Source organism: Butyrivibrio sp. WCE2006 (assembly GCF_000701985.1).
Lineage (GTDB): Bacteria > Bacillota > Clostridia > Lachnospirales > Lachnospiraceae > Butyrivibrio.
Genome location: NZ_JNKH01000005.1, coordinates 23144 through 42577, shown reverse-complemented (window position 1 = coordinate 42577; position 19434 = coordinate 23144). Strand labels below are relative to the sequence as shown.

The window sequence follows — 19434 nt, the reverse complement described above, 5'->3', positions numbered from 1 at the left end:
GCTTGTAAAGTCTGCTCAAAAAGCAAAAAAGTTTCTTCCGGCATCCAGATCAAGCTCAAGCTGTTTTTGAAGCTTATCCACATCCGTGAACTTCTGCTCTTTTCTGTGGAAAGTCATAAGAGCTATCTCAAGATATTTACCATAAATATCTTCATTGAAATCATAGATAAAAGTTTCAACGCTTACCTGACCATTATTCGATACCGTAGGTCTTAGGCCTATGTTTGTCATTCCGTGATATGATTTGTTATCAATCCTGACTTCCGAAAAGTAAACGCCATAAGGTGGAAGGCACTTTTCATCAGGCGGGAGAAGATTAACCGTAGGGAATCCCAGGGTTCTTCCAAGTCTTTTCCCGTGCTCCACAAAACCTCCGACATAATAGTATTCGCCAAGAAGTTCCGCGGCTCTTTCCATTTCAGCCTCTTTTATTTCTTCCTTGATGAAACTGGAGCTTACATTTCTTCCAAACATCTGCAATTTCTTGATTGCATGGGTTCTGTATGAAAGTTCCTGTGACAACCTGTTAAGCAAAGCAAAATCACCTTTGCCTTTATATCCATAGGAAAGATCATCCCCTGCTGCAATATATGCAGCATTCATCTGATCATGAAGGATTTTCCTTACAAAATCCTCTGGTGCTGTATGAGCCGTCTCCATATCCATAGGAAACTCAACAAGTATATCAACGCCCATTTCTTCAAATTTACGCCGCTTTTCATCCTTTGTGAGAAGCTGCGGCTGCATCTTTTGTGTAAATAAAACCGCTGGAGGCGGGTCAAAGGTGAAAATAGTTGCCTTCATACCCTGCTCTTTTTTATCAAGGATATGCTTAAGCAGCTTTTGATGGCCAAGATGCACGCCATCAAATTTACCTATTGCAATTGCGGTCTTATCCTCTATATTAAATTGTTTCTCTCCGGATATAATCCGCATTTTCCCTCCGTTCTGCACCCAGAACCAATCCCGTCTCAGGGTGTATAGAAAAACTTCTCCACCCTGAACTGCCCTGTTCTCTCATCGCATTTATAAATACCAAAAAACGTTCCGTCCTCTGAGTATGCTCTTACTCTGGTTCCATCAGAATAGAGTTTTTCAGGCTCAACGAAGTCCTGTTCATCTTCCGGAGCTTCATTCTTTATATTTTCTACCTTGAAACTGTTTCCATTTTCAAGCATTTTCCTAAAATCATCCTTGATGATGCAATAATCAAGATCTCTGAAAAGGCTCTCTGTTGATGCCACAATCTCTTCAACCCTGCCCTCATCTCTGAGTTGTTCAATCTGATCGAGGGTATGGGCAGTTTCGAGATGGAAGCTTCCAACTGCTGTTCTTGTGAGATGCTCCATTGAAGCACCGCAGCCAAGAGCTTCACCTATATCATTACATAGAGTTCTGATATAAGTCCCCTTTGAGCACTTAACTTCCATAGTGAAGATATGCTCATCCTCAAGATGAGATTCATCAAGAATCGTTATAGCTTCAATTCTTATCCTTCTGGGCTTTCGCTCTACTTCCTTCCCCTGTCTTGCAAGCTCATAGAGCTTTTTTCCGCCGATCTTAATGGCAGAATACATAGGAGGAATCTGATCATATTCGCCCACAAACTTTTTCACCGCATCATGAAGTTGTTTACTGCTTACATTCACTTCATTCTCTGACAGTATTCTTCCGGACATGTCCTGAGTATCTGTAGTAACTCCGAGTCTGCATACCGCAATATACTCCTTGTCATGATCTGTGAGCATATCGCATAGCTTGGTTCCGTTTCCCAGACAAACAACAAGGACTCCGACCGCATCCGGATCCAGAGTCCCTGTGTGTCCGATCTTTTTCATTTTTAAAATACCACGGAGACGTGCTACCACATCACTTGATGTATAGCCTGCCTCCTTGTAAACATTGATCAGTCCGTTATAATTCAAGAAAATACTCCCTTTAATGACCTTTCAATATATCCTGAAAGGCTATTGATTATATCATGCTGCGTACCGTTCATGGTGCATCCGGCAGCTCTGGCATGGCCACCGCCACCGAATATCTCTGCTATCTTTGCTACGTCCACCTTACCTTTTGACCTAAGGCTCACCTTGTATTCCAGGCTTCCGATCTCATACATAAAAATAGCACATTCCGTACCTGATGTAAGAAGCAGCTGACTTACAATTCCTTCAAGGTCACTGGATTCTGCCATATAGAAATCCATTGTCTGCCTTGATACTACGCTTACTATGCATTCACCATCCATGAAAATCATACTCTCAAGAAGTGCTCTTCCCAATATCTGGTTCTGAACATAAGTCTTTTCATAGAAAACGTGGTCTATAAGCTCTCCAAAATCAAACCCATAGCTGATAAGGTCAGCTGCTATTCTCATAGTCTCAGGTGATGTATTGGAATACTTAAATACACCTGTATCAGTCACCATTCCCATATATAGCATCTTTGCTATATCAGCATCGATTTTCTCTTGGTCAAGGCAATTGTAAACAAGCTCAGATGCAGAGCTTGCTTTAGGAACAATATAATTTTCATCTCCTGTTCCTTCATTGCTCACATGATGGTCTATGTTTACTTTCTTTTTAGCTGCATCAAAGAATTTCTCTGCATCACCAAGTCTCTCTTTTCCACAATCAAGTGAAAAGAACACGTCATAACTGTCTACATCTGTCTTAAATTCTGAATTTACCGCATCTATTTCCTGAACAATTCTATAACTCTGAGGTATCTTTTCAAGAAATACGTCTACCCTTATCTGAGGGTAATTCTTTTTTAAATAGAGATACAATGCAATATTAGATCCTATACAATCGCCATCAGGACGGACATGTCCACTGATTCCAACCGTTTTTGCATCTTTTACAAGTTCATCTATTCTCATTTATACTCCTGCTAATTATCTAAAGTGTCTGTATCTTCGTCTGTTTCGCCTCTGGCTGCCTTCGCTGCTGCATCCTTTGCTGCTACCTCATCAATCTTCTTGGACATATTGATAGCATATTCAATGGAATCATCCATGATAAATCTGAGCTCAGGTGTGTTGCGCATGTTCAGCTCTTTGGCTACTGTGCTTCGTATATATCCTGCAGCTGACTTAAGTCCCTCCTGTGTGCGTAATCTGTCTTCATCATTACCCATAACAGATACCCACACTTTACAGGTCTTAAGGTCAGGAGCCACCTCAACATCCATAACGGATGTCATGGGGCTGATCCTGGGATCCTTACTGAATCTTATTGCTTCTGATATAACTTTTTGTACTTCACCGTTAATACGGATATTTTTAATACTGTTTTTTCTCATATATTTATGCTCCTTAACTGACTTACAGGCAGTTAATCACGCCATGATTATTTCTTGTTGTCAAGCTTCTCACGAGGAATCTCAACCATAATGTAAGCTTCTACTGTATCACCTACCTGGATTGAATCGAATCCTTCAAATACAAGACCACACTCATAGCCATCCTTAACTTCCTTAACATCATCCTTGAAGCGCTTAAGTGATGCGAGATCGCCTTCGAAGATCTGCTCATCACCTCTGCTGATACGAACCTTGCAATCCTTCTGGATCATACCATCAGTAACGATCGCACCTGCAATATTACCTACCTTGGATGCCTTGAACAGCTGACGGATCTCAGCATGTCCGATTACCTTCTCCTCATATACAGGAGCAAGCATACCCTTCATGGCATATTCAACATCCTCAATTGCCTGGTAAATAACCTTATAAAGCTTAATCTCTACACCTTCATGCTCAGCTGTGCTCTTTGCTACCGCATCAGGACGAACATCAAATCCGATGATGATCGCATTTGAAGCTGCTGCAAGAGATACGTCAGACTCAGTGATGGCACCAACACCACCATGGATGACCTTAACAACAACCTCATCGTTAGAAAGCTTAAGAAGGCTGGACTTAAGTGCCTCTACGCTACCCTGAACATCAGCTTTGATAATAAGATCAAGTTCTTTAAGCTTTCCTTCTTCAATCTTGGAGTAAAGTTCATCAAGAGACATCTTTGCCTTAGTCTCCTCAATGAGGTCTTTCTTCTGCTGCTGAAGGTATGTATTAGCATACTGCTTAGCTTCCTTATCACTCTGGTGACCAAGGAATACCTCACCTGCTCCAGGAACATCTGAAAGTCCAAGGATCTCTACAGGCTGTGAAGGACGGGCTTCTTTAAGTCTCTTACCCTTATCATCTATCATCGCACGTACTTTACCTGAGCAAGCGCCTGCTGATATAAAGTCACCTACATGAAGTGTACCCTTCTGAACAAGTACGTTGGCAACAGGGCCACGGCCCTTATCAAGCTTAGCCTCAAGTACGAGACCTCTTGCTTCACGATTGGCATTTGCCTTGAGCTCAAGAATATCTGCTGTAATAAGGATTGTATCAAGAAGTACATCCATACCCTCTCCGGTCTTAGCAGAAACAGGAACGAATTCGGTTGTTCCGCCCCAATCTGTAGCGATAAGGCCATACTCTGTCATCTCCTGCTTAACTCTGTCTACATTTGCACTGGGTTTATCAATTTTGTTTACAGCAACAATAATCTCAACACCTGCTGCCTTAGCATGGTTGATAGCTTCTATTGTCTGAGGCATAACACCGTCATCAGCTGCTACTACCAGTACAGCGATATCAGTTGAGTTAGCACCACGCATACGCATTGCTGTGAATGCTTCATGTCCGGGTGTATCAAGGAATGTGATCTTTCTGTCATTAACCTTGATCTGATATGCACCAATTCTCTGGGTAATACCGCCTGCTTCCTTGTCTGTCACGCTGGTGTCACGAATTGCATCAAGAAGCGATGTCTTACCATGATCAACGTGTCCCATTACGCAGACAACCGGAGGTCTGGGAGTAAGAAGGCTCTCATCTTCCTCTTCCTCCTTAAGAAGTTCCTCGATTACATCAACCTGAACTTCCTTCTCACATATGATGTCGTATTCGATTGCGATGTTCTCAGCTTCCTCATATGAAAGCTCTGAGTTCACTGTAACAATCTGTCCAGCCATAAACAGCTTTTTGATAATAGCTGAAGGCTGAAGCTTCATCTTATCTGCAAGCTCTTTGATAGTGAGCTTGTCAGGAATTGTTATAACCTTGATCTGCTCCTCGGGTTCCTCGACCTTCTTGACCTCAGGCTTAATGAAGCGGCCTACCCTCTTACTTCTGGGCATCATCTCTTCATTCTCTTCGTAAATATGATCCTTCTTGGACTTCTTATCCTTGTCCTGACCTGAGCGTCTCTTTCCTTCGCTCTTACCCTCATTTATAGGTGCAGCATCAAATCCCGGCTTGTCTTTTCCTCTTGAAAAATCTTTGCCTTTTCCTGAAGGACGATCCATATTAGGTCTGCCCTGAGCACCCTGTCCTGGCTTTGATCCACCCATTCCCTGGCGAACATTTCCCTGACCTGCTCTTGCTCTGTCATTCTGAGAACCTTTTCTGAGCTGTCCGCCCTGTTCTCTGTTATCATTTCTTCTGTTATCGCCGCGATTCTCATTACGATTATCGTTTCTGTTTTCAGAACGATTATCATTTCTGTTCTCGTTGCGATTATCGTTTCTGTTCTCGCTGCGATTATCATTTACGCGATCGTGCTTTTCTGCAGGACGCTCTTCCTTATGCTGAACCTCAGGCTTAGCAGCAGGCGCACCTGTATTAACGTTTGCAGGTGTCTCAGTTTTCTTAACGGGCTCTGCTTTAGCAGCAGGCTCCGGCTTGCGCTTCTGAGAAGGCTCCTGGTATTTCGGAATCTCTGTGTTATAGGATTCAAGCTGTGAAGGAGCTGTCAAAGGCTTTATGGGATGGTAAACATTCTGTGAACGTGCAAAAGTACCCTGCTTTTGTCCACCTCTGTTATTATTATCACGGTTCTGATTTTGATTCTTATTCTGACCGCCACGGTTATTATCTTTATTTCCACCCTGGAAATTACCACTCTTAGAGTTGTTAGGGTTTGTAACAAAGATTATGTTTTTCTTCTTTTTAACGGCACCTTCACCTTCAGGTTTCTTTTTCATTGGTTTCTTTTCACCTTTTTTATCATCGGACATTGCAACTGACTTTCCTTTTTCGTCTTTTGAGATTTCTTCTTTTGTAGAAGCCCCTGTATTCTTCACTGTTTTTGTATCTGCCTTTCCGCTTCCGAAGTGTTTTCTTACCTTCTCCGCATCATCGTCTTCGATGGAACTTGTTGATCTCTTAGCAGCTTCAACACCCTGCTCCTGCAAGAATGCCACAAGCTCCTTATTCTCAACACCAAGTTCCGAAGCGAGTTCGGATATTTTAATTTTCGACATTCGCATTTCCTCCGTACTGTTCATCTCCACGTAAGTTCTTCTGAAAGCTTTTTGCAAATCCATTGTCCGTGATCGCAATACTCGTTCGAACTTCCTTGCCGATTGCATGTCCTAACTTTTCTTTATCCCCAAACATGAAAAACGGCACATTATAATACTCACATTTATCCCGGAATTTCTTACCTGTATTTTGCGAAGCGTCAACACTTACAAAAACCATACAGGCCTTTCCGCTCTTTATGGCATTCTCAACCGCAAACTCACCGCTTACCAGCTTCCCTGCCTTTTGACATAAACCGAGCAATGAGTAAATCTTATTATCATCCATTTACATCAAGCTCCTTTTTAAGCTGCTCCAAAGTATCCTCCGGAACGCTGACCTTAAGTGACCTTTCAAGTCCCTTTTTCTTTATAGCCTTTTCAAGGCATTTAATATCTCTGCACACATAGGCGCCTCTGCCATTCGCTCTGCCTGTGGAGTCTAAATGAATCTCTCCATCAGTATCACGAATCACACGGATAAGCATGGATTTCTCTCTGCTCTCTCCGCATCCGACGCATCTTCGCATAGGTTTCTTTTTTTCCATAAACCCTCATCCTGCAATTTGTAACTCATCTCATTTGTCGATTCAGAGATGATAATTTTCAGCCTCTATAATATAAGTTGCAGCAGGCCTGTATTTACTCTTCTTCAGAGTCTTCTGCTTCTTCGGTCAGCTCCTCATCTTCTGTTTCTTCCTCAGAATCATCCTCTACTTCATATGACTCCTCTGGATCAGCTTCAGAATCGAACTCATCAGCATACTCTTCATCATCAAGCTCATCGCTCTCGTATGCGTCATTCTCGTACTCTTCATCTTCCTCATCATCCATGTAATCCTCGATTCGGAATCCGGGAGCATCCTTAGCCTGTGTCTCACTCTTGATATCTATCTTGTAGCCTGTAAGACGTGCAGCAAGTCTAGCATTCTGACCTTCCTTACCAATGGCAAGTGAAAGCTGATAATCAGGAACTACAACCTTTGCACTCTTTTCATCAGGATCAGCAAATACTGCAACGATCTTAGCAGGAGAAAGTGCATTCTGAATAAGGTTACCGGGGTTCTCATCCCAGTTAACGATATCTATCTTCTCGCCGTTAAGCTCATCTACGATCAGATTAACTCTGCTTCCGTTAACGCCGACACATGCTCCTACAGCATCTACATTAGGATTATTGGAATAAACCGCAATCTTCGTACGATTACCTGCTTCGCGGGCAATGCTCTTAATTTCAACTGTTCCGTCCTGAATCTCAGCAACTTCCTGCTCGAAAAGTCTCTTAACAAGATCAGGATGTGTACGTGAAACAAGGATTCTCGGTCCCTTGTTGCCATTTCTTACTTCAAGGATATAAACCTTTATTCTCTCAGTAGGGCGATAATGCTCTGTCTTAACCTGCTCGTTCTCATTGAGCATAGCATCTGCCTTACCAAGGTTGATGCTGATATTTTTACCGATAAATCTCTGAACCACACCTGTTACGATGTCATGCTCATGATCATAGTACTCACTGTATATTGCATCCTTCTCCTCTTCACGGATTTTCTGAAGGATAACGTTTTTAGCATTCTGTGTCGCAATACGACCGAATTCCTTTGAATTAAGTGAGACTGCAACTATATCACCAATCTGTGCTGTGGGATTGATCTTGTGCGCATCGTCAAGACAAATCTCAAGAAGGGGATCCATTACGTCATCTTCAAGTTCTACAACTTCTTTATCTGCAAAGCATCTGAAATCACAGGTGTCTCTGTCAACCTCAACGCGGATATTCTCAGCTCTGCCAAAGTTATTTTTGCATGCAGTTATGAGAGAATTCTCGATAGCATCAAACAGTGAATCTCTGCTGATATTTTTCTCCTTCTCAAGCAAATCGAGTGCGTCCATCAATTCTTTACTCATGGTATTTTTCTCCTTGAATTATGAAAATTTTACAATTTTCTGTTTTATGGTTTCTCGTGGGTAATAGTATTGTCCACAAGAATTCATTAATACATTGAACTTAGAAATCCAATGTAAGCTTTACGCTTGAAACTTCTTTTCTGATAAATGTCTTGTCCTCACCGGCTGTCTCGATTGTGATATTCTCTGAATCAAAAGACTTCAGCTTACCGGTAAACTCCTTGGTTCCATCAATTGCCTTATAGAGTTTGACATCAACATCCATTCCCAGGCTGTTTTCAAAATGCCTGTCCTTTTTGAGCTGTCTGCCAAGTCCGGGGCTGCTGACTTCAAGAGTGTATGCTTCCTCAATGAAATCGTGTTCATCAAGTGCATCTGAAAGAGCATGGCTCACATCAACACACTTATTGATATCTACTCCTCCGTCCCTGTCAATGTAGGCTCTAAGATACCACTCACCGGCTTCCTTAACAAATTCAACATCATAGATGCGAACCTCATTCTGCTCAGCAATAGGTTTTAACAGTGCTTCTGTTTTGTTCTCAATTTCTTCTCTTCTGGACATAATTTTTTCCATAAATAAAGTGGACTCGCGAAAGTCCACTTCTAGTCTGATTATTATTAAGTTACTTCTGTACTATAGCACCAGCGCCCAATTTCGTCAAGCACCTGCATTTTTATCTTTCTAAAATTATTATTAAATCTTTAGAACAGGGGCTTTATGGTTCTTTCTACAGCTTTGATCATCACGAATGTAATGAAAGTATCTATAGGAAGCATAATCGCATTTGAAAGGATTCTTCCGGGCAAAAGAGCCAGAATTGCCTGATCGTAAAGTATTTTTAGCCATAATGAATTGAGACCGATATTCACAAATATTTTTACTATAAGCTGGGCTGTAAATACTCGTATTATGGAAATATTCTTTTTATAGAAAGCAAATCCATATATAACTCCGCCAAGGGCAGCACTTATTGTAAATCCTGGGAAGAAATCACCGGTTGGCTGTAAAAACCATTTAATAATATCAAGCGCAGCACCAAAAATAGCTCCGACAGCGGGGCCAAACAGATAGTCAACAACCTGATTTGGAAGTCCTGAAAAACCGATTCTGATAAACTGTCCTATTCTGATCGTTGCTACAAAACCAAGTATTATAGCTATTGCTGCCATCATCCCACAGAATACTATGTTCCTTAAGTTCTTAAACTCCTGTAGTGACCTTAGCCATCTGTTTACACTGATCTCTCCGGCATTATTTGCTGTTACATTTTCTTGCATAAAAAAACCTCCTTCGCATTCCACATTATGCACAAGGAGGTGTAAAGACCAACACAATCGATATGCAACAGTGGGAACCGAATCCGATACCGCGGTTACCCTTCGTCCTCCGGCAGTCCCTGTCCGGTTGGCACTTAACGCATCGAATTCTACTCTGCTAAATTTATTTGTTACCAATTCATTATAGCAACAAAATGTTCCCCGTCAAGTACTGTTGTAAAGGAACTATAAATAGTTTTTCAGTTCCCGGAATTTTTTAGTATCAAAAATCCAACGGATATAAATTCTATCAGAGTAAAAACACCGCAAAACGGATTGCACTATCCATTCTGCGGTGTAATAAATCCATTTTTACTTTTTTGAGTAAAAATCCAATATTCTTTTAGATAATCTTATCGAAAGTATCTGCAAGTGCAGGATAAATGTTCTTAAACTGCTGATATCTTGCCTCGTACTTTTCAACAAGTTCAGGATCGGGTTTCTCTGTCTTATCAACCTTAACGATTGCAGCTGCTGCATCCTCAACTGTCTTATATGCTCCGCAAGCTACCATTGCAAGCATAGCGCCGCCCATTCCGGGACCCTCTTCACATACAGGAACATCTACTTCGATATTCAGAATGTTCGCAATCATTTTTCTCCAAAGAGGGCTCTTAGCACCACCACCGCAGATCATGGTTCTCTCAGGCTTAACACCGATGCTCTTAGCTACTTCATACATATCTCTTGTAGCGAAGGCAACACCTTCAAGAACAGCTTGTGACATATCCGCTCTTGTAGTATCCATGGTAATTCCTGTAAATGTTGCACGGGCATTTGGGTTATTCCAGGGAGATCTCTCACCCATAAGGTAAGGAAGGAAGAATACGTGATTCTCACCGAGCTTTTCAATTTGGCTCTGCTCAGCGGCATAATCCTTGGTATTCAGAATTCCATCCATCCACCACTTATTGCAGCTAGCTGCGCTGAGCATGCATCCCATAAGGTGATAATATCCATCTGCATGATCGAAGGAATGAAGCGCATTATTGCTGTCTACAGCAAAGCTGTCTGAAGACATGAAAATTGTTCCGCTGGTTCCAAGAGAAATGTTACATCTGTTATTGCCTACGGTACCTGTTCCTACTGCTGCTGCAGCGTTATCTCCTGCACCTGCAGCGATAACCACATTTTCACTAAGTCCAAGCTCAGCTGCAACTGAAGGTACAAGTGTGCCAACCTTATCATAGCTCTCGAAGAGCTTAGGAAGCATATCTGTTGTGATATCACAGATCCTGCACATCTCATCTGACCACTTGCGATTCTTAACATCAAGAAGAAGCATACCTGATGCATCTGAGTAATCTGTGCAGAAGGTTCCTGAAAGTTTGTATGCAAGATAATCCTTAGGAAGCATTATCTTCTTGATCTTCTTAAAGTTCTCAGGCTCATTCTCCTTAACCCAAAGAATCTTGGGTGCTGTGAATCCTGCAAAAGCAATATTTGCTGTGTATTTTGAAAGTGTCTCTTTACCGATCTCATTGTTGAGATAATCAACCTGCTTCTGAGTTCTTCCGTCATTCCAAAGGATTGCAGGACGAATAACATCATCATTCTCATCAAGGATTACAAGTCCGTGCATCTGACCACCAAAGCTGATTCCTGCAACCTGTGACTTATCTACGTCCTTCAATAATTCCTTAAGGCCTTCAATTGCTTCCTTATACCAATCCTCGGGCTTCTGCTCAGACCAACCGGGCTGAGGGAAATATAAGGGATACTCCCTTGATGTTGTCCCATGAATCTTACCTGACTCATCCATAAGAACAAGCTTAACGGATGATGTTCCTAAATCCACACCTATATAAAGCATATATAACCTCCCAATATTATTTATCAATTTATATCACTATAATGTAAAGTTCATTCAATGCATCTGCATCCACTCACAATTACACAAAATAATTATAATTGTTTTATTCACTATCTGCATCACACATTTTGCTAAAATGTCACTAATTATTGCCTGATTAAAAAGCACCTTAAGGCACAAAACTAAGAAACTCAAAAATTTATAATGAATTTTCAAAAAAATTATAATGTGCAAAGCCGCTTAAAATGGCACTTTTTTGGCACTTTTGAAAATAAAAACAAAATTTTTTTTAATTTTTTTCAAAAAAGTACTTGCAAAAGTCTTGGACTTGTAATACTATAATCAAGTCGCCGAACGAAAGACATAAAAAAATAAAACATGGCTCGTTGGTCAAGCGGCTAAGACGCTGCCCTCTCACGGCAGAATCAGCGGTTCGATTCCGCTACGAGCTACTGACTGTGTAAACAGCCCAACCCTAAAACTCCAGACGCTAAGCGCGTTTCGGAGTTTTTTATTTTCTCTGAAAATCTTCAAATTTTCCCAGTTAAACCGGAGTTAAACTGAAGGGTTTCAAAGATGTTTATTTTAAGGGGATTCTCGCGATAGATAAATCATGTTTAAAGAAAAAATGCCATCTCTTCTATCAAAAAGGGATGGCATTCATTATCTGCTGGCGCTTATGTTCAGCATTTCTTCTGCTATAGTAATAATACTTTCTTGTTGTGGTTATATCTGAATGCCCCATCTGTGACATTACAAGTGAGTCCTCAACATTAGCATCAAGTAATGCTGTTCCATAAGTCTTGCGAATCTTATGCATGGATCTTCTTTCTATTTCCAAAGCATCACATACTTTGTATAGTCTGTCATTGAAAGTATTTGTCCATACCTTACGTTTTCCGACCTGCATCATGTATTCATTATGAGGATTAAGAATCCTTATCTTCTGAATGGTTTCAAGTGCAGCGGGTGTAAGAATAATATACCGGTCACCTGCATCTGATTTAGTATACTCAACTATTTCATGCGTGCACTTTCCGGTTTTGGGTGATTTGTACTTGATTTCCTGCCTCTGTATATGCAAAGTTTTGTCTTTGCATACGTCAGAAAACTTTAATCCTGACAATTCGCCTTCCCTGATACCTGTCTGGAACGTAAGAAGTATCCCAAGATTTTCTATTGTAGGGTGCTCACGAAGATAGCTCAAGATACGCGGTACTTCATCCTCATCGAATATCTGGGTTTTATCGCGGACATTAGATTTCTTAAATGCCTTTTTGGATAAATCAAGATCCCCAAAGAATGAAGAAATGCTGATGTTGGTATATCCATACTTCTTCGCCCACTTGAAAGCTCCAATAACGAGAGTTCTCATATTGGAGAAAGCTTTAGCTGTAAGATTAAGCTTTGCAATGGTTGTACGAACAAATATTTCTAATTCATGTTCTGTGATGTCACATATCTTTTTATCCTTAATATCGTTCCATCCAATGAATCTCTTGAATTCTGAGTGGTATCTGTCATAGGTTCCTTTACAAATCTCATTCATATCGAGCTTTTGCTGAGACCAGTTTTCAAAGCATGTTGTAAAAGTAGGTGTCCCATCAATTTCTGCATAATGCTCAAAGATAGCTTCGTGAAGTTCTTCTTCTGTTTTTCTTTTTAAAAGCCTCCTGTTGTTCTTCTTAGTGCAGTCCGGGAGGAGAGTGTAGTACGCACCGTCCTTCCCGCGCCATATCTTATGGCTGCTGCTATGGTCATTTATATATGTATTCTTTCTCTTCAAAATATACTCCTTTTGAAGAGCGTCCACATCTATCGTACCATTCGCTAGTGCAAACCGCAATAATACTGTACTATTAGGTGCTTCGATTTTGCTTTCGTTGTTCATATCTTAAAAACCTTGCCGTCTTAAGCTTCTTGAGTTTGATATGCTTTCCCTTAAAATAGACAAGCATACTATTCTCAGAAGGTAGATCACATATATCCTGTGGGCTATAAATCGCTTCCTGTTCTTCTATTACAGATATACCGCTGGTACTACTTTTCGATTCTGTAGTAGATAAAGAAGTTGATTGCTTAAGCACCCACTTTTTTCCCAAAAGTTCCGAAAAGTAGTTTGCGCTGTCAGGATCATTAGTAGCTAGTACTATCTGATAATGACAGTTAGCCATAATTGCCCTTGCTCCTTCATGTCCATATATTTTCTCCAGTTGGCCGATATTCTGGATGAGAATATCCACAATAACCTTCTTTGATCTTAGCGTTGATAATAGGGTATCAATGGTGTCATAAGGCATACTTTCTGAGAGCCTTGGAAATTCATCCAGTATGAAGAGCACAGGGCGAAGCTCTGCACCCGTCGAAGCATCAGGGCGCTGCATTAAGGGTCTCATAAGTCCCTCTTGTATAATTAGCGCCAACAAAGGCGCATATACATTTATATGCTCCTGCTTGATTTGTAGATACAGATCATAGCCGGCATCCAGATGCTTTATGGTGACGCACTTCTTAGGGTCTTTATTGGATAAAAGCACATCAAGAACATCATTGCTATAAGGCAGGAGACTGGTGGTAAGTGTGTCATAAGCTCCGCCCATATTCTTTTCGTTGCCATCCTTTAAGGAGAGAACCAGTTCCTTTGCAACAGTGCAATTACTGTTTTCAATCGCTTGTCCAACCTTAAATATGTTACTTTGAAGGATTTCATGGATAATGAACGGAAGATCGGCATTAGGTTCTTCTTCATCAAGATAGTAATGGCATACTCCTCTGAATATCTTACGAGCTCTGGACGTAAAATATGATCCAGACTCGCCTCCTTCAAACGGAATCATAATATTCGCGATGTTTTCGATAAAGAGCTTCTGATCAGTAGAATCCATGTTGTGGTAATCTCTGAATATATCAAATCTGACACTTTTTCTAAGTGCATCTTCTGAATCAGGACAGAAAGTCAGTATCTTTCTGTTTGAATGTGCCTTAACAATGGAACTGCAAGCACATTTTATGTCGACACAGATCACCGATCCTCCGAAGGTCATGCAGTTAGGTATTGCATGAAAAAAAGTTTTTCCAGATCCGGGAGGACCTACTGTCAAAAGATTAGATTCACAGTCTGACTTTATAGCCAATAATCTTCTGTTAGAATCCAGCCCCATGACTATACCTTCTGCATCTGTCCATCTCATATACGGGCAGTCTGAAGTATCAAGCCTGTGAATATCAGATCTTTTTGTATAAAACCTTATAAGCTCACGGTATGATTTATGAAAATCCTTGCTATCACGGAAATAGCTTCTGCCATATGTTAATAGCCTATATCGTCTGCTCATGACAGTGTATATAAATACCAGTCCAAGCAGAGCAAACAGCCCGTAATTGAAAAAGTACTCATATATATCATATAAAGGCCTGATAAGCCTAAGATCCAAGTAATAAAAGCTCATTCTAAATAAGCGATCTTTTACAACATAGATCAACAGAGCAGCAAACATATAAAAAGCTACCCTGTAATATATAAAACCTTCTATAAGCTTATTTCGCTTAGTTGTTACCATCTTTGTTCAAACTCCTTTTCCTTTGATGATTCCCATCCATTGTTCCTTTCATGTCCCCATGAGCCAGATCGTTCTTGCAATCTTTGCCATGAATGGTTTTGCTGACGTTCAATATGTTTTTCTAACGAGCTTATTTTTTCGTGTAAAGACAGATTTTCTTTCTCAAGCTCCTTGAGTCTTTCCTTTATCTTGGAATCAACTATCTCAATATCACGATTGCGTGTCACCATTTCTGCAAATTCAACAAGCGTAATAGGTTTATCAAGTACTATACCGGTTTTTCGGCTAATTTCCTTTAACTGTTCCACAGATAAATTTATCCGTTTTCCGTCACCCTCTGCCTTATTAACCACTTTGCATTTCAAGTCCGCGTCATCCAGATACTTTTGAAAATCTCTATGCACAGTCTGCATATCGCGCTTAGTTATGACAGAGTTAGCACATATACGTTCACTGTATTGTTCCATAGCCTTTACATGGTTCTTCTTTGCCATCAGTTTCTCTTTATCTATAGGGCAGGCGGGAATAAAGCTGCAATGCAGATGTTCGCGCCCGATTTCCATTTCGTCGGCGTTTGTGACCATGGAAATCAGGTTGTTACTTCCATATCTATTAGACAAGAATGTGCCACATGCAGAAAAGAAAGCATCCCTATCAGATTGTGTTGTAATCTCTTTAGGAAGAGTGATTACAATATTTACTAAAGTCTTCAGATCCTTTCGAGAATAGCAATAAAGCTCACTCTTTCTATCCAAGTAATGCTGATACTCCAATTTTTGGATAAGCTTCCTATTAGAGAAGTATTTGTCTCTTGGTAGTGATGTAACAATATCCCCATCTTTGATGTCTGCCTTTGTTATATCAACTATTTCTCCATTAACTACAGCTATATACGGCGTAAGGCACTGATTAGATGTTTTAGTTCTTTCAAGATCAACATCTTTATTCTTATCATTTTGGATCAGCCTATGCACATGCCTTAAAACATTTGATGCTGCGGAATGCGTCGACTTTTCGTAATGCATTATTTCGCCTCCTCACTTTTGAAAAAACCATTTTGTATTTTCATGCTTTCTGCAATCTGGAGTTTTTCAAGAAGCTTTATGGTTTCTTGCGCAAGTTTGATTTTCTTCTTTTGCCTTTCAATCTCCTTCGCAAGTTGCTCCTTATTCATTTTTACGTATGTTGTTACATTCATAACTGTTTCCTCACTATACTGAATCTCATAATTTCACTGTTTCTAAATGGAAGTTTTTCATAATCTCACTTTGTTCTATTTGTGTGGCATATCTTTTGAATTATTCAAAGGTCACATCTGTCATTCCTTGATAACATCGATTTCTAAAAATAAACAATTTACATTTTTTAAATCTCTGTTTTCCGGAACTCCAGATTGTTCCCAATGAATAATTCAAAATGCTATTTTCGCGCGCTCAACGCATGCTTCAATAGCAGCCACGCAAATAGAATATGCGTTCAATTTCTACAAACTCCCATACAAGTTATGGAAGCTTTTCTTGCTTGTGCGCAAAAACCTTCCACCGTTCGCTACGCTCTCTTAACTTGCCAACTTTCAGTTGGATCGAGCCAAGCAACAATTTACGCTATGACTAACGTTCCTTTTATGCGTTGCTTGGCAAGGGACAGCTGCGCTTTCCCTTCGTTTCAACAGCTCTTCAACAGAGCTATTGAAACTACCTTTTGCGTGGTTGCAATAACAAAGTAATTGCAGCCACAAGGGAGCACAGCTCCCTTCGAGTTCAAAGCCCTTTATCAGGGCTTTGAACTCTACCCTTGCTTGCACCAAGCCCCATCAATGAATACGCATATGTCATTATCCTATTGGCCTCCTCCATCTTCTTTAAGTCCTCTTGCTCCTTCTCTATCGGAGCATAGTACAACTTTGAGGCTTTATATATGATTTTTTTAATTCGCTCTTCAAATCTTGTGGGAGGTGTTAGGTCAACGGTAGACTCAATAAGATGTGTCACCATTGTATATAAGTAGGGATGTCCATACATTGAATCCCAATGCTTTATGATCGTGGAAATCACATCTGCAGGCTGATAGCTTATAAGTATTGGGCTCTCTTCAACACTTACCTCTTTTTTCATCGCCCAAAAGGGGGAATCGTCATACTTCCCTAAAAAAGAGAAGCGCGAATGGCGTGACCACGCGTCGTATATATGATCATCCCGCCAACTTGCCGTTATGAGCAGATCTTGAATCATGATCATCAAAGATTTTAATTGACGGCTATAAAAGTTATGAGACTTAAATACATGAACAACATAGAACAACAACTCAGCTTCGTTGTATCGTCCATCTCTGTATGCGTAATACAAGTCCCTGCAATCTACTTCAAGTGTATTTGAATTCATCTTTTCTTGTCCTTTCATATAAACCAACTAACTCGTTTTGCTTCTCGGATCCGATTTCTCAAGGTTATACTAATGCGAAGACCCACCGCAACTATACAAGGGTATTCAATTTTTCCAAAATATAAATCATAATCGTGATAATTTTTGTGCAAACATCACAGTGCGATGACTTTTTGTTGCCCTACGAATTGAAAGCATAATATAAGGCGCAGAGCCACAGCAAGTGTTAGAGTAACAGGTCACATTTCTCGGCAACTGTGCGCTTTGCAATGCATTTGCTACAACTATTGTATGAGTCTTTGCGTACCATTCCATACCCACGACGTATCGTCGCATCCCCTAGCCCGAACTCCTTCAGGGGATGGCGCTTCGCTTATGATGATTGAATATAGTCCCTTTTCTCCAACGGCTTTCCTGGGAAAGCCCCTCTTTTTTCGGCTATCTTTTCTGCTGTTTTAAACTCCTTTCAAAAAATATGCTTTCAGTTCTTTAGTCATTGGTTTGCGGGTAAGCACCGTAATAATCTCCCTTCTTTATGCAAGGCACATTCCTTAATTCTCCCTCGCTACCGCTTGGTCCGATTACCATTTTTCGCCTATGCATAAATTCATTCCGATTATTCCAAGATGTGCTACGCAAACCCGAAAATGACTGAAGAACTAAGGAAAGCACATTTTTTATATTGAAAGGAGTTAAAACAGATGAAAAGATTTAGCCTCAAAAAGGCCCGCACCCCTCCAATTCCATCAGAATCTAGAAAAGCACATTTTTATTTTTTTCATGAAAGGATTTCACTATGATTACAAAAGATATGATTATTACAGAACTTAACAACAGAGGTTTTATGGTTGACGTTAAAGACGTTACAAAGAACGGAATAAAGAAAACAGCTTTTTGCATAGTTAATGAAAGCGAGAAGCACAATGCTATTCCTACTTTCTATATAGACAGGGTAATAGAGAGAGCCAGTGCAATGAGCTTTTCACTTGATGAAGTTATTGATGATATTTTGGAGACGCATAAAAAAAGCCTTGCCAATTTCAATATCGGTTGCATGAGAGATAAAGAGTTTATACTTTCCCATTTATCTATAGGATTACAGAAAGAAAGTTCTGAACAGATGATAAAGAAGAAGTGCGAATTTGAAGGTCTTGAAGAATACCTATTTGTAAAAGTTACCTTTAACGGAATTGACGGAACTATAAAGCTTAAGGACGCAATGCTCGAAATTGCAGATATTTCAATAGATGAAGCATGGAACAGAGCAGAAAAGAATCTTCATGATGATACTGTGATAGAACCGCTCGCTAATTATTTTGGAAGTATGCTTGGAACAGACGATTTCCCCGGACTAGAAAACTATATGTTTATTCTGACCAATAAATCAAAAGTCAGAGGAGCAAGTTCTGTACTTGATAAAAAGGCACTTAAGCGCTTGGGAGAAAGTAAGAATGTAAGCCGTTTTGTATATCTTCCAAGTTCCATACATGAATCAATTTTGGTTCCTGCTGATGGCAACGTTGACCTTGATTTTTTTAAGGATATGGTTAAAGAAGTTAATCGTTCTGCAGTGAATGAAGAAGATAGACTAATCGATAACGCATATTTTTTGAATGTCTAATAGTACCAATAAATTAAGAATAGGAGAATATAACAAATGACGAACGAACAGATTATTTTAAATGAGAGATTTGAGCTGATGAAATCGGGCAAGATTGGAACTACAGGAAAATACATTTATATTGAAGATGCAGAGGGCAACAAGAAGAAAGTTAAGGAACCGGCACAGCTTCACACATTCTTTGCATGGAAAAAAAAAGGCTATAAGGTAAAGCATGGAGAGCACGCTATCACAAAGCTTGATATCTGGAAGCGCACAAATACTAATTCAGATAATAAGGAGGAATCCGATAAGAAGCCTACCTTTATGAAGATGACTATGTTCTTCTTTGCTGATTCACAAGTTGAGCCAATGCAGAAAGCTGAATGAATCTTAATAGGCGCAATATAATAGTGAATGCCAGGCACCGAGGGGAGCCTGGCTGCGCCAGCAAGGGAACCCCCAAAGCACCCCGGCTATACAGCCGTGCCCGTTC

Annotated in this window: 18 protein-coding genes, 1 tRNA gene and 1 riboswitch; of the genes, 3 read left to right on the top strand and 16 right to left on the bottom strand. The window is 40.3% G+C overall.

Going from position 1 to position 19434, the window contains the following annotated elements; all coding sequences use genetic code 11:
* Nucleotides 1-15: 15 nt before the first annotated feature.
* The 11 genes from T501_RS05175 to xylB all read right to left on the bottom strand — a co-directional run bounded on the left by T501_RS05175 (nucleotide 16) and on the right by xylB (nucleotide 11397).
* Nucleotides 16-936, bottom strand: coding sequence for a bifunctional riboflavin kinase/FAD synthetase (locus T501_RS05175; RefSeq protein ID WP_026510802.1), 921 nt, complete (start codon nucleotides 934-936; stop codon nucleotides 16-18).
* Between the two features lie 35 nt (nucleotides 937-971).
* Complete coding sequence (gene truB / locus T501_RS05170; protein WP_044913702.1) at nucleotides 972-1925, bottom strand: tRNA pseudouridine(55) synthase TruB; 954 nt, start codon at nucleotides 1923-1925, stop codon at nucleotides 972-974.
* Nucleotides 1922-2881 (bottom strand): DHH family phosphoesterase, encoded by a 960-nt coding sequence (locus T501_RS05165; RefSeq protein ID WP_026510800.1) that lies wholly within the window; start codon nucleotides 2879-2881, stop codon nucleotides 1922-1924. Before T501_RS05165 ends, truB begins: the two co-directional genes overlap by 4 nt.
* An 11-nt stretch (nucleotides 2882-2892) precedes the next feature.
* Complete coding sequence (gene rbfA, locus T501_RS05160; protein WP_026510799.1) at nucleotides 2893-3303, bottom strand: 30S ribosome-binding factor RbfA; 411 nt, start codon at nucleotides 3301-3303, stop codon at nucleotides 2893-2895.
* 47 nt (nucleotides 3304-3350) lie between these two features.
* Nucleotides 3351-6320: a translation initiation factor IF-2 gene (gene infB / locus T501_RS05155; protein ID WP_081843046.1), complete on the bottom strand. Its 2970-nt coding sequence runs from the start codon at nucleotides 6318-6320 to the stop codon at nucleotides 3351-3353.
* Nucleotides 6307-6648 (bottom strand): L7Ae/L30e/S12e/Gadd45 family ribosomal protein, encoded by a 342-nt coding sequence (locus T501_RS05150; RefSeq protein WP_044913701.1) that lies wholly within the window; start codon nucleotides 6646-6648, stop codon nucleotides 6307-6309. Before T501_RS05150 ends, infB begins: the two co-directional genes overlap by 14 nt.
* The gene (gene rnpM / locus T501_RS05145) at nucleotides 6641-6907 is read right to left on the bottom strand and encodes an RNase P modulator RnpM (RefSeq protein WP_044913700.1); all 267 of its coding nucleotides are present in this window, start codon (nucleotides 6905-6907) and stop codon (nucleotides 6641-6643) included. The genes T501_RS05150 and rnpM overlap by 8 nt, the downstream gene beginning before the upstream one ends.
* Nucleotides 6908-7001: 94 nt before the next feature.
* Nucleotides 7002-8264, bottom strand: coding sequence for a transcription termination factor NusA (gene nusA, locus T501_RS05140; RefSeq protein ID WP_026510795.1), 1263 nt, complete (start codon nucleotides 8262-8264; stop codon nucleotides 7002-7004).
* 100 nt (nucleotides 8265-8364) lie between these two features.
* Complete coding sequence (rimP, locus tag T501_RS05135; protein WP_442856343.1) at nucleotides 8365-8841, bottom strand: ribosome maturation factor RimP; 477 nt, start codon at nucleotides 8839-8841, stop codon at nucleotides 8365-8367.
* A 128-nt stretch (nucleotides 8842-8969) separates the two neighbouring features.
* Entirely contained in the window at nucleotides 8970-9545 is a 576-nt protein-coding gene (locus tag T501_RS05130; RefSeq protein ID WP_044913699.1) for a folate family ECF transporter S component, read from the bottom strand.
* A gap of 66 nt (nucleotides 9546-9611) precedes the next feature.
* A riboswitch (THF riboswitch) is annotated at nucleotides 9612-9704 on the bottom strand.
* A gap of 223 nt (nucleotides 9705-9927) precedes the next feature.
* Nucleotides 9928-11397 (bottom strand): xylulokinase, encoded by a 1470-nt coding sequence (gene xylB, locus T501_RS05125; RefSeq protein WP_044913698.1) that lies wholly within the window; start codon nucleotides 11395-11397, stop codon nucleotides 9928-9930.
* A 380-nt stretch (nucleotides 11398-11777) separates the two neighbouring features.
* Here xylB and T501_RS05120 point away from each other — a divergent pair.
* Nucleotides 11778-11849 (top strand) — tRNA-Glu (locus T501_RS05120).
* Nucleotides 11850-12040: 191 nt separating this feature from the next.
* Here T501_RS05120 and T501_RS05115 read toward each other — a convergent pair.
* The 5 genes from T501_RS05115 to T501_RS22835 form a co-directional block, all read right to left on the bottom strand.
* Nucleotides 12041-13288 carry a tyrosine-type recombinase/integrase gene (locus tag T501_RS05115; RefSeq protein WP_044913697.1) on the bottom strand — a complete coding sequence of 416 codons (1248 nt, stop codon included), beginning with the start codon at nucleotides 13286-13288 and terminating at the stop codon, nucleotides 12041-12043.
* A complete protein-coding gene (locus T501_RS05110) occupies nucleotides 13257-14957 on the bottom strand; it encodes a type IV secretory system conjugative DNA transfer family protein (protein ID WP_044913696.1) in 1701 nt (566 codons plus the stop codon). The genes T501_RS05115 and T501_RS05110 overlap by 32 nt, the downstream gene beginning before the upstream one ends.
* Nucleotides 14951-15982 carry a plasmid recombination protein gene (locus T501_RS05105; RefSeq protein ID WP_044913695.1) on the bottom strand — a complete coding sequence of 344 codons (1032 nt, stop codon included), beginning with the start codon at nucleotides 15980-15982 and terminating at the stop codon, nucleotides 14951-14953. Before T501_RS05105 ends, T501_RS05110 begins: the two co-directional genes overlap by 7 nt.
* Nucleotides 15982-16155: a hypothetical protein gene (locus tag T501_RS21230; protein WP_155994791.1), complete on the bottom strand. Its 174-nt coding sequence runs from the start codon at nucleotides 16153-16155 to the stop codon at nucleotides 15982-15984. The genes T501_RS05105 and T501_RS21230 overlap by 1 nt, the downstream gene beginning before the upstream one ends.
* A 562-nt stretch (nucleotides 16156-16717) precedes the next feature.
* Nucleotides 16718-17071, bottom strand: a complete 354-nt coding sequence (locus T501_RS22835; protein ID WP_155994790.1) for a hypothetical protein — start codon at nucleotides 17069-17071, stop codon at nucleotides 16718-16720.
* Nucleotides 17072-18134: 1063 nt separating this feature from the next.
* Here T501_RS22835 and T501_RS05095 point away from each other — a divergent pair.
* Entirely contained in the window at nucleotides 18135-18959 is an 825-nt protein-coding gene (locus T501_RS05095; RefSeq protein ID WP_044913693.1) for a DUF5688 family protein, read from the top strand.
* A 36-nt stretch (nucleotides 18960-18995) separates the two neighbouring features.
* The gene (locus T501_RS21750; protein WP_044913692.1) at nucleotides 18996-19328 is read left to right on the top strand and encodes a hypothetical protein; all 333 of its coding nucleotides are present in this window, start codon (nucleotides 18996-18998) and stop codon (nucleotides 19326-19328) included.
* Nucleotides 19329-19434 lie beyond the last annotated feature (106 nt).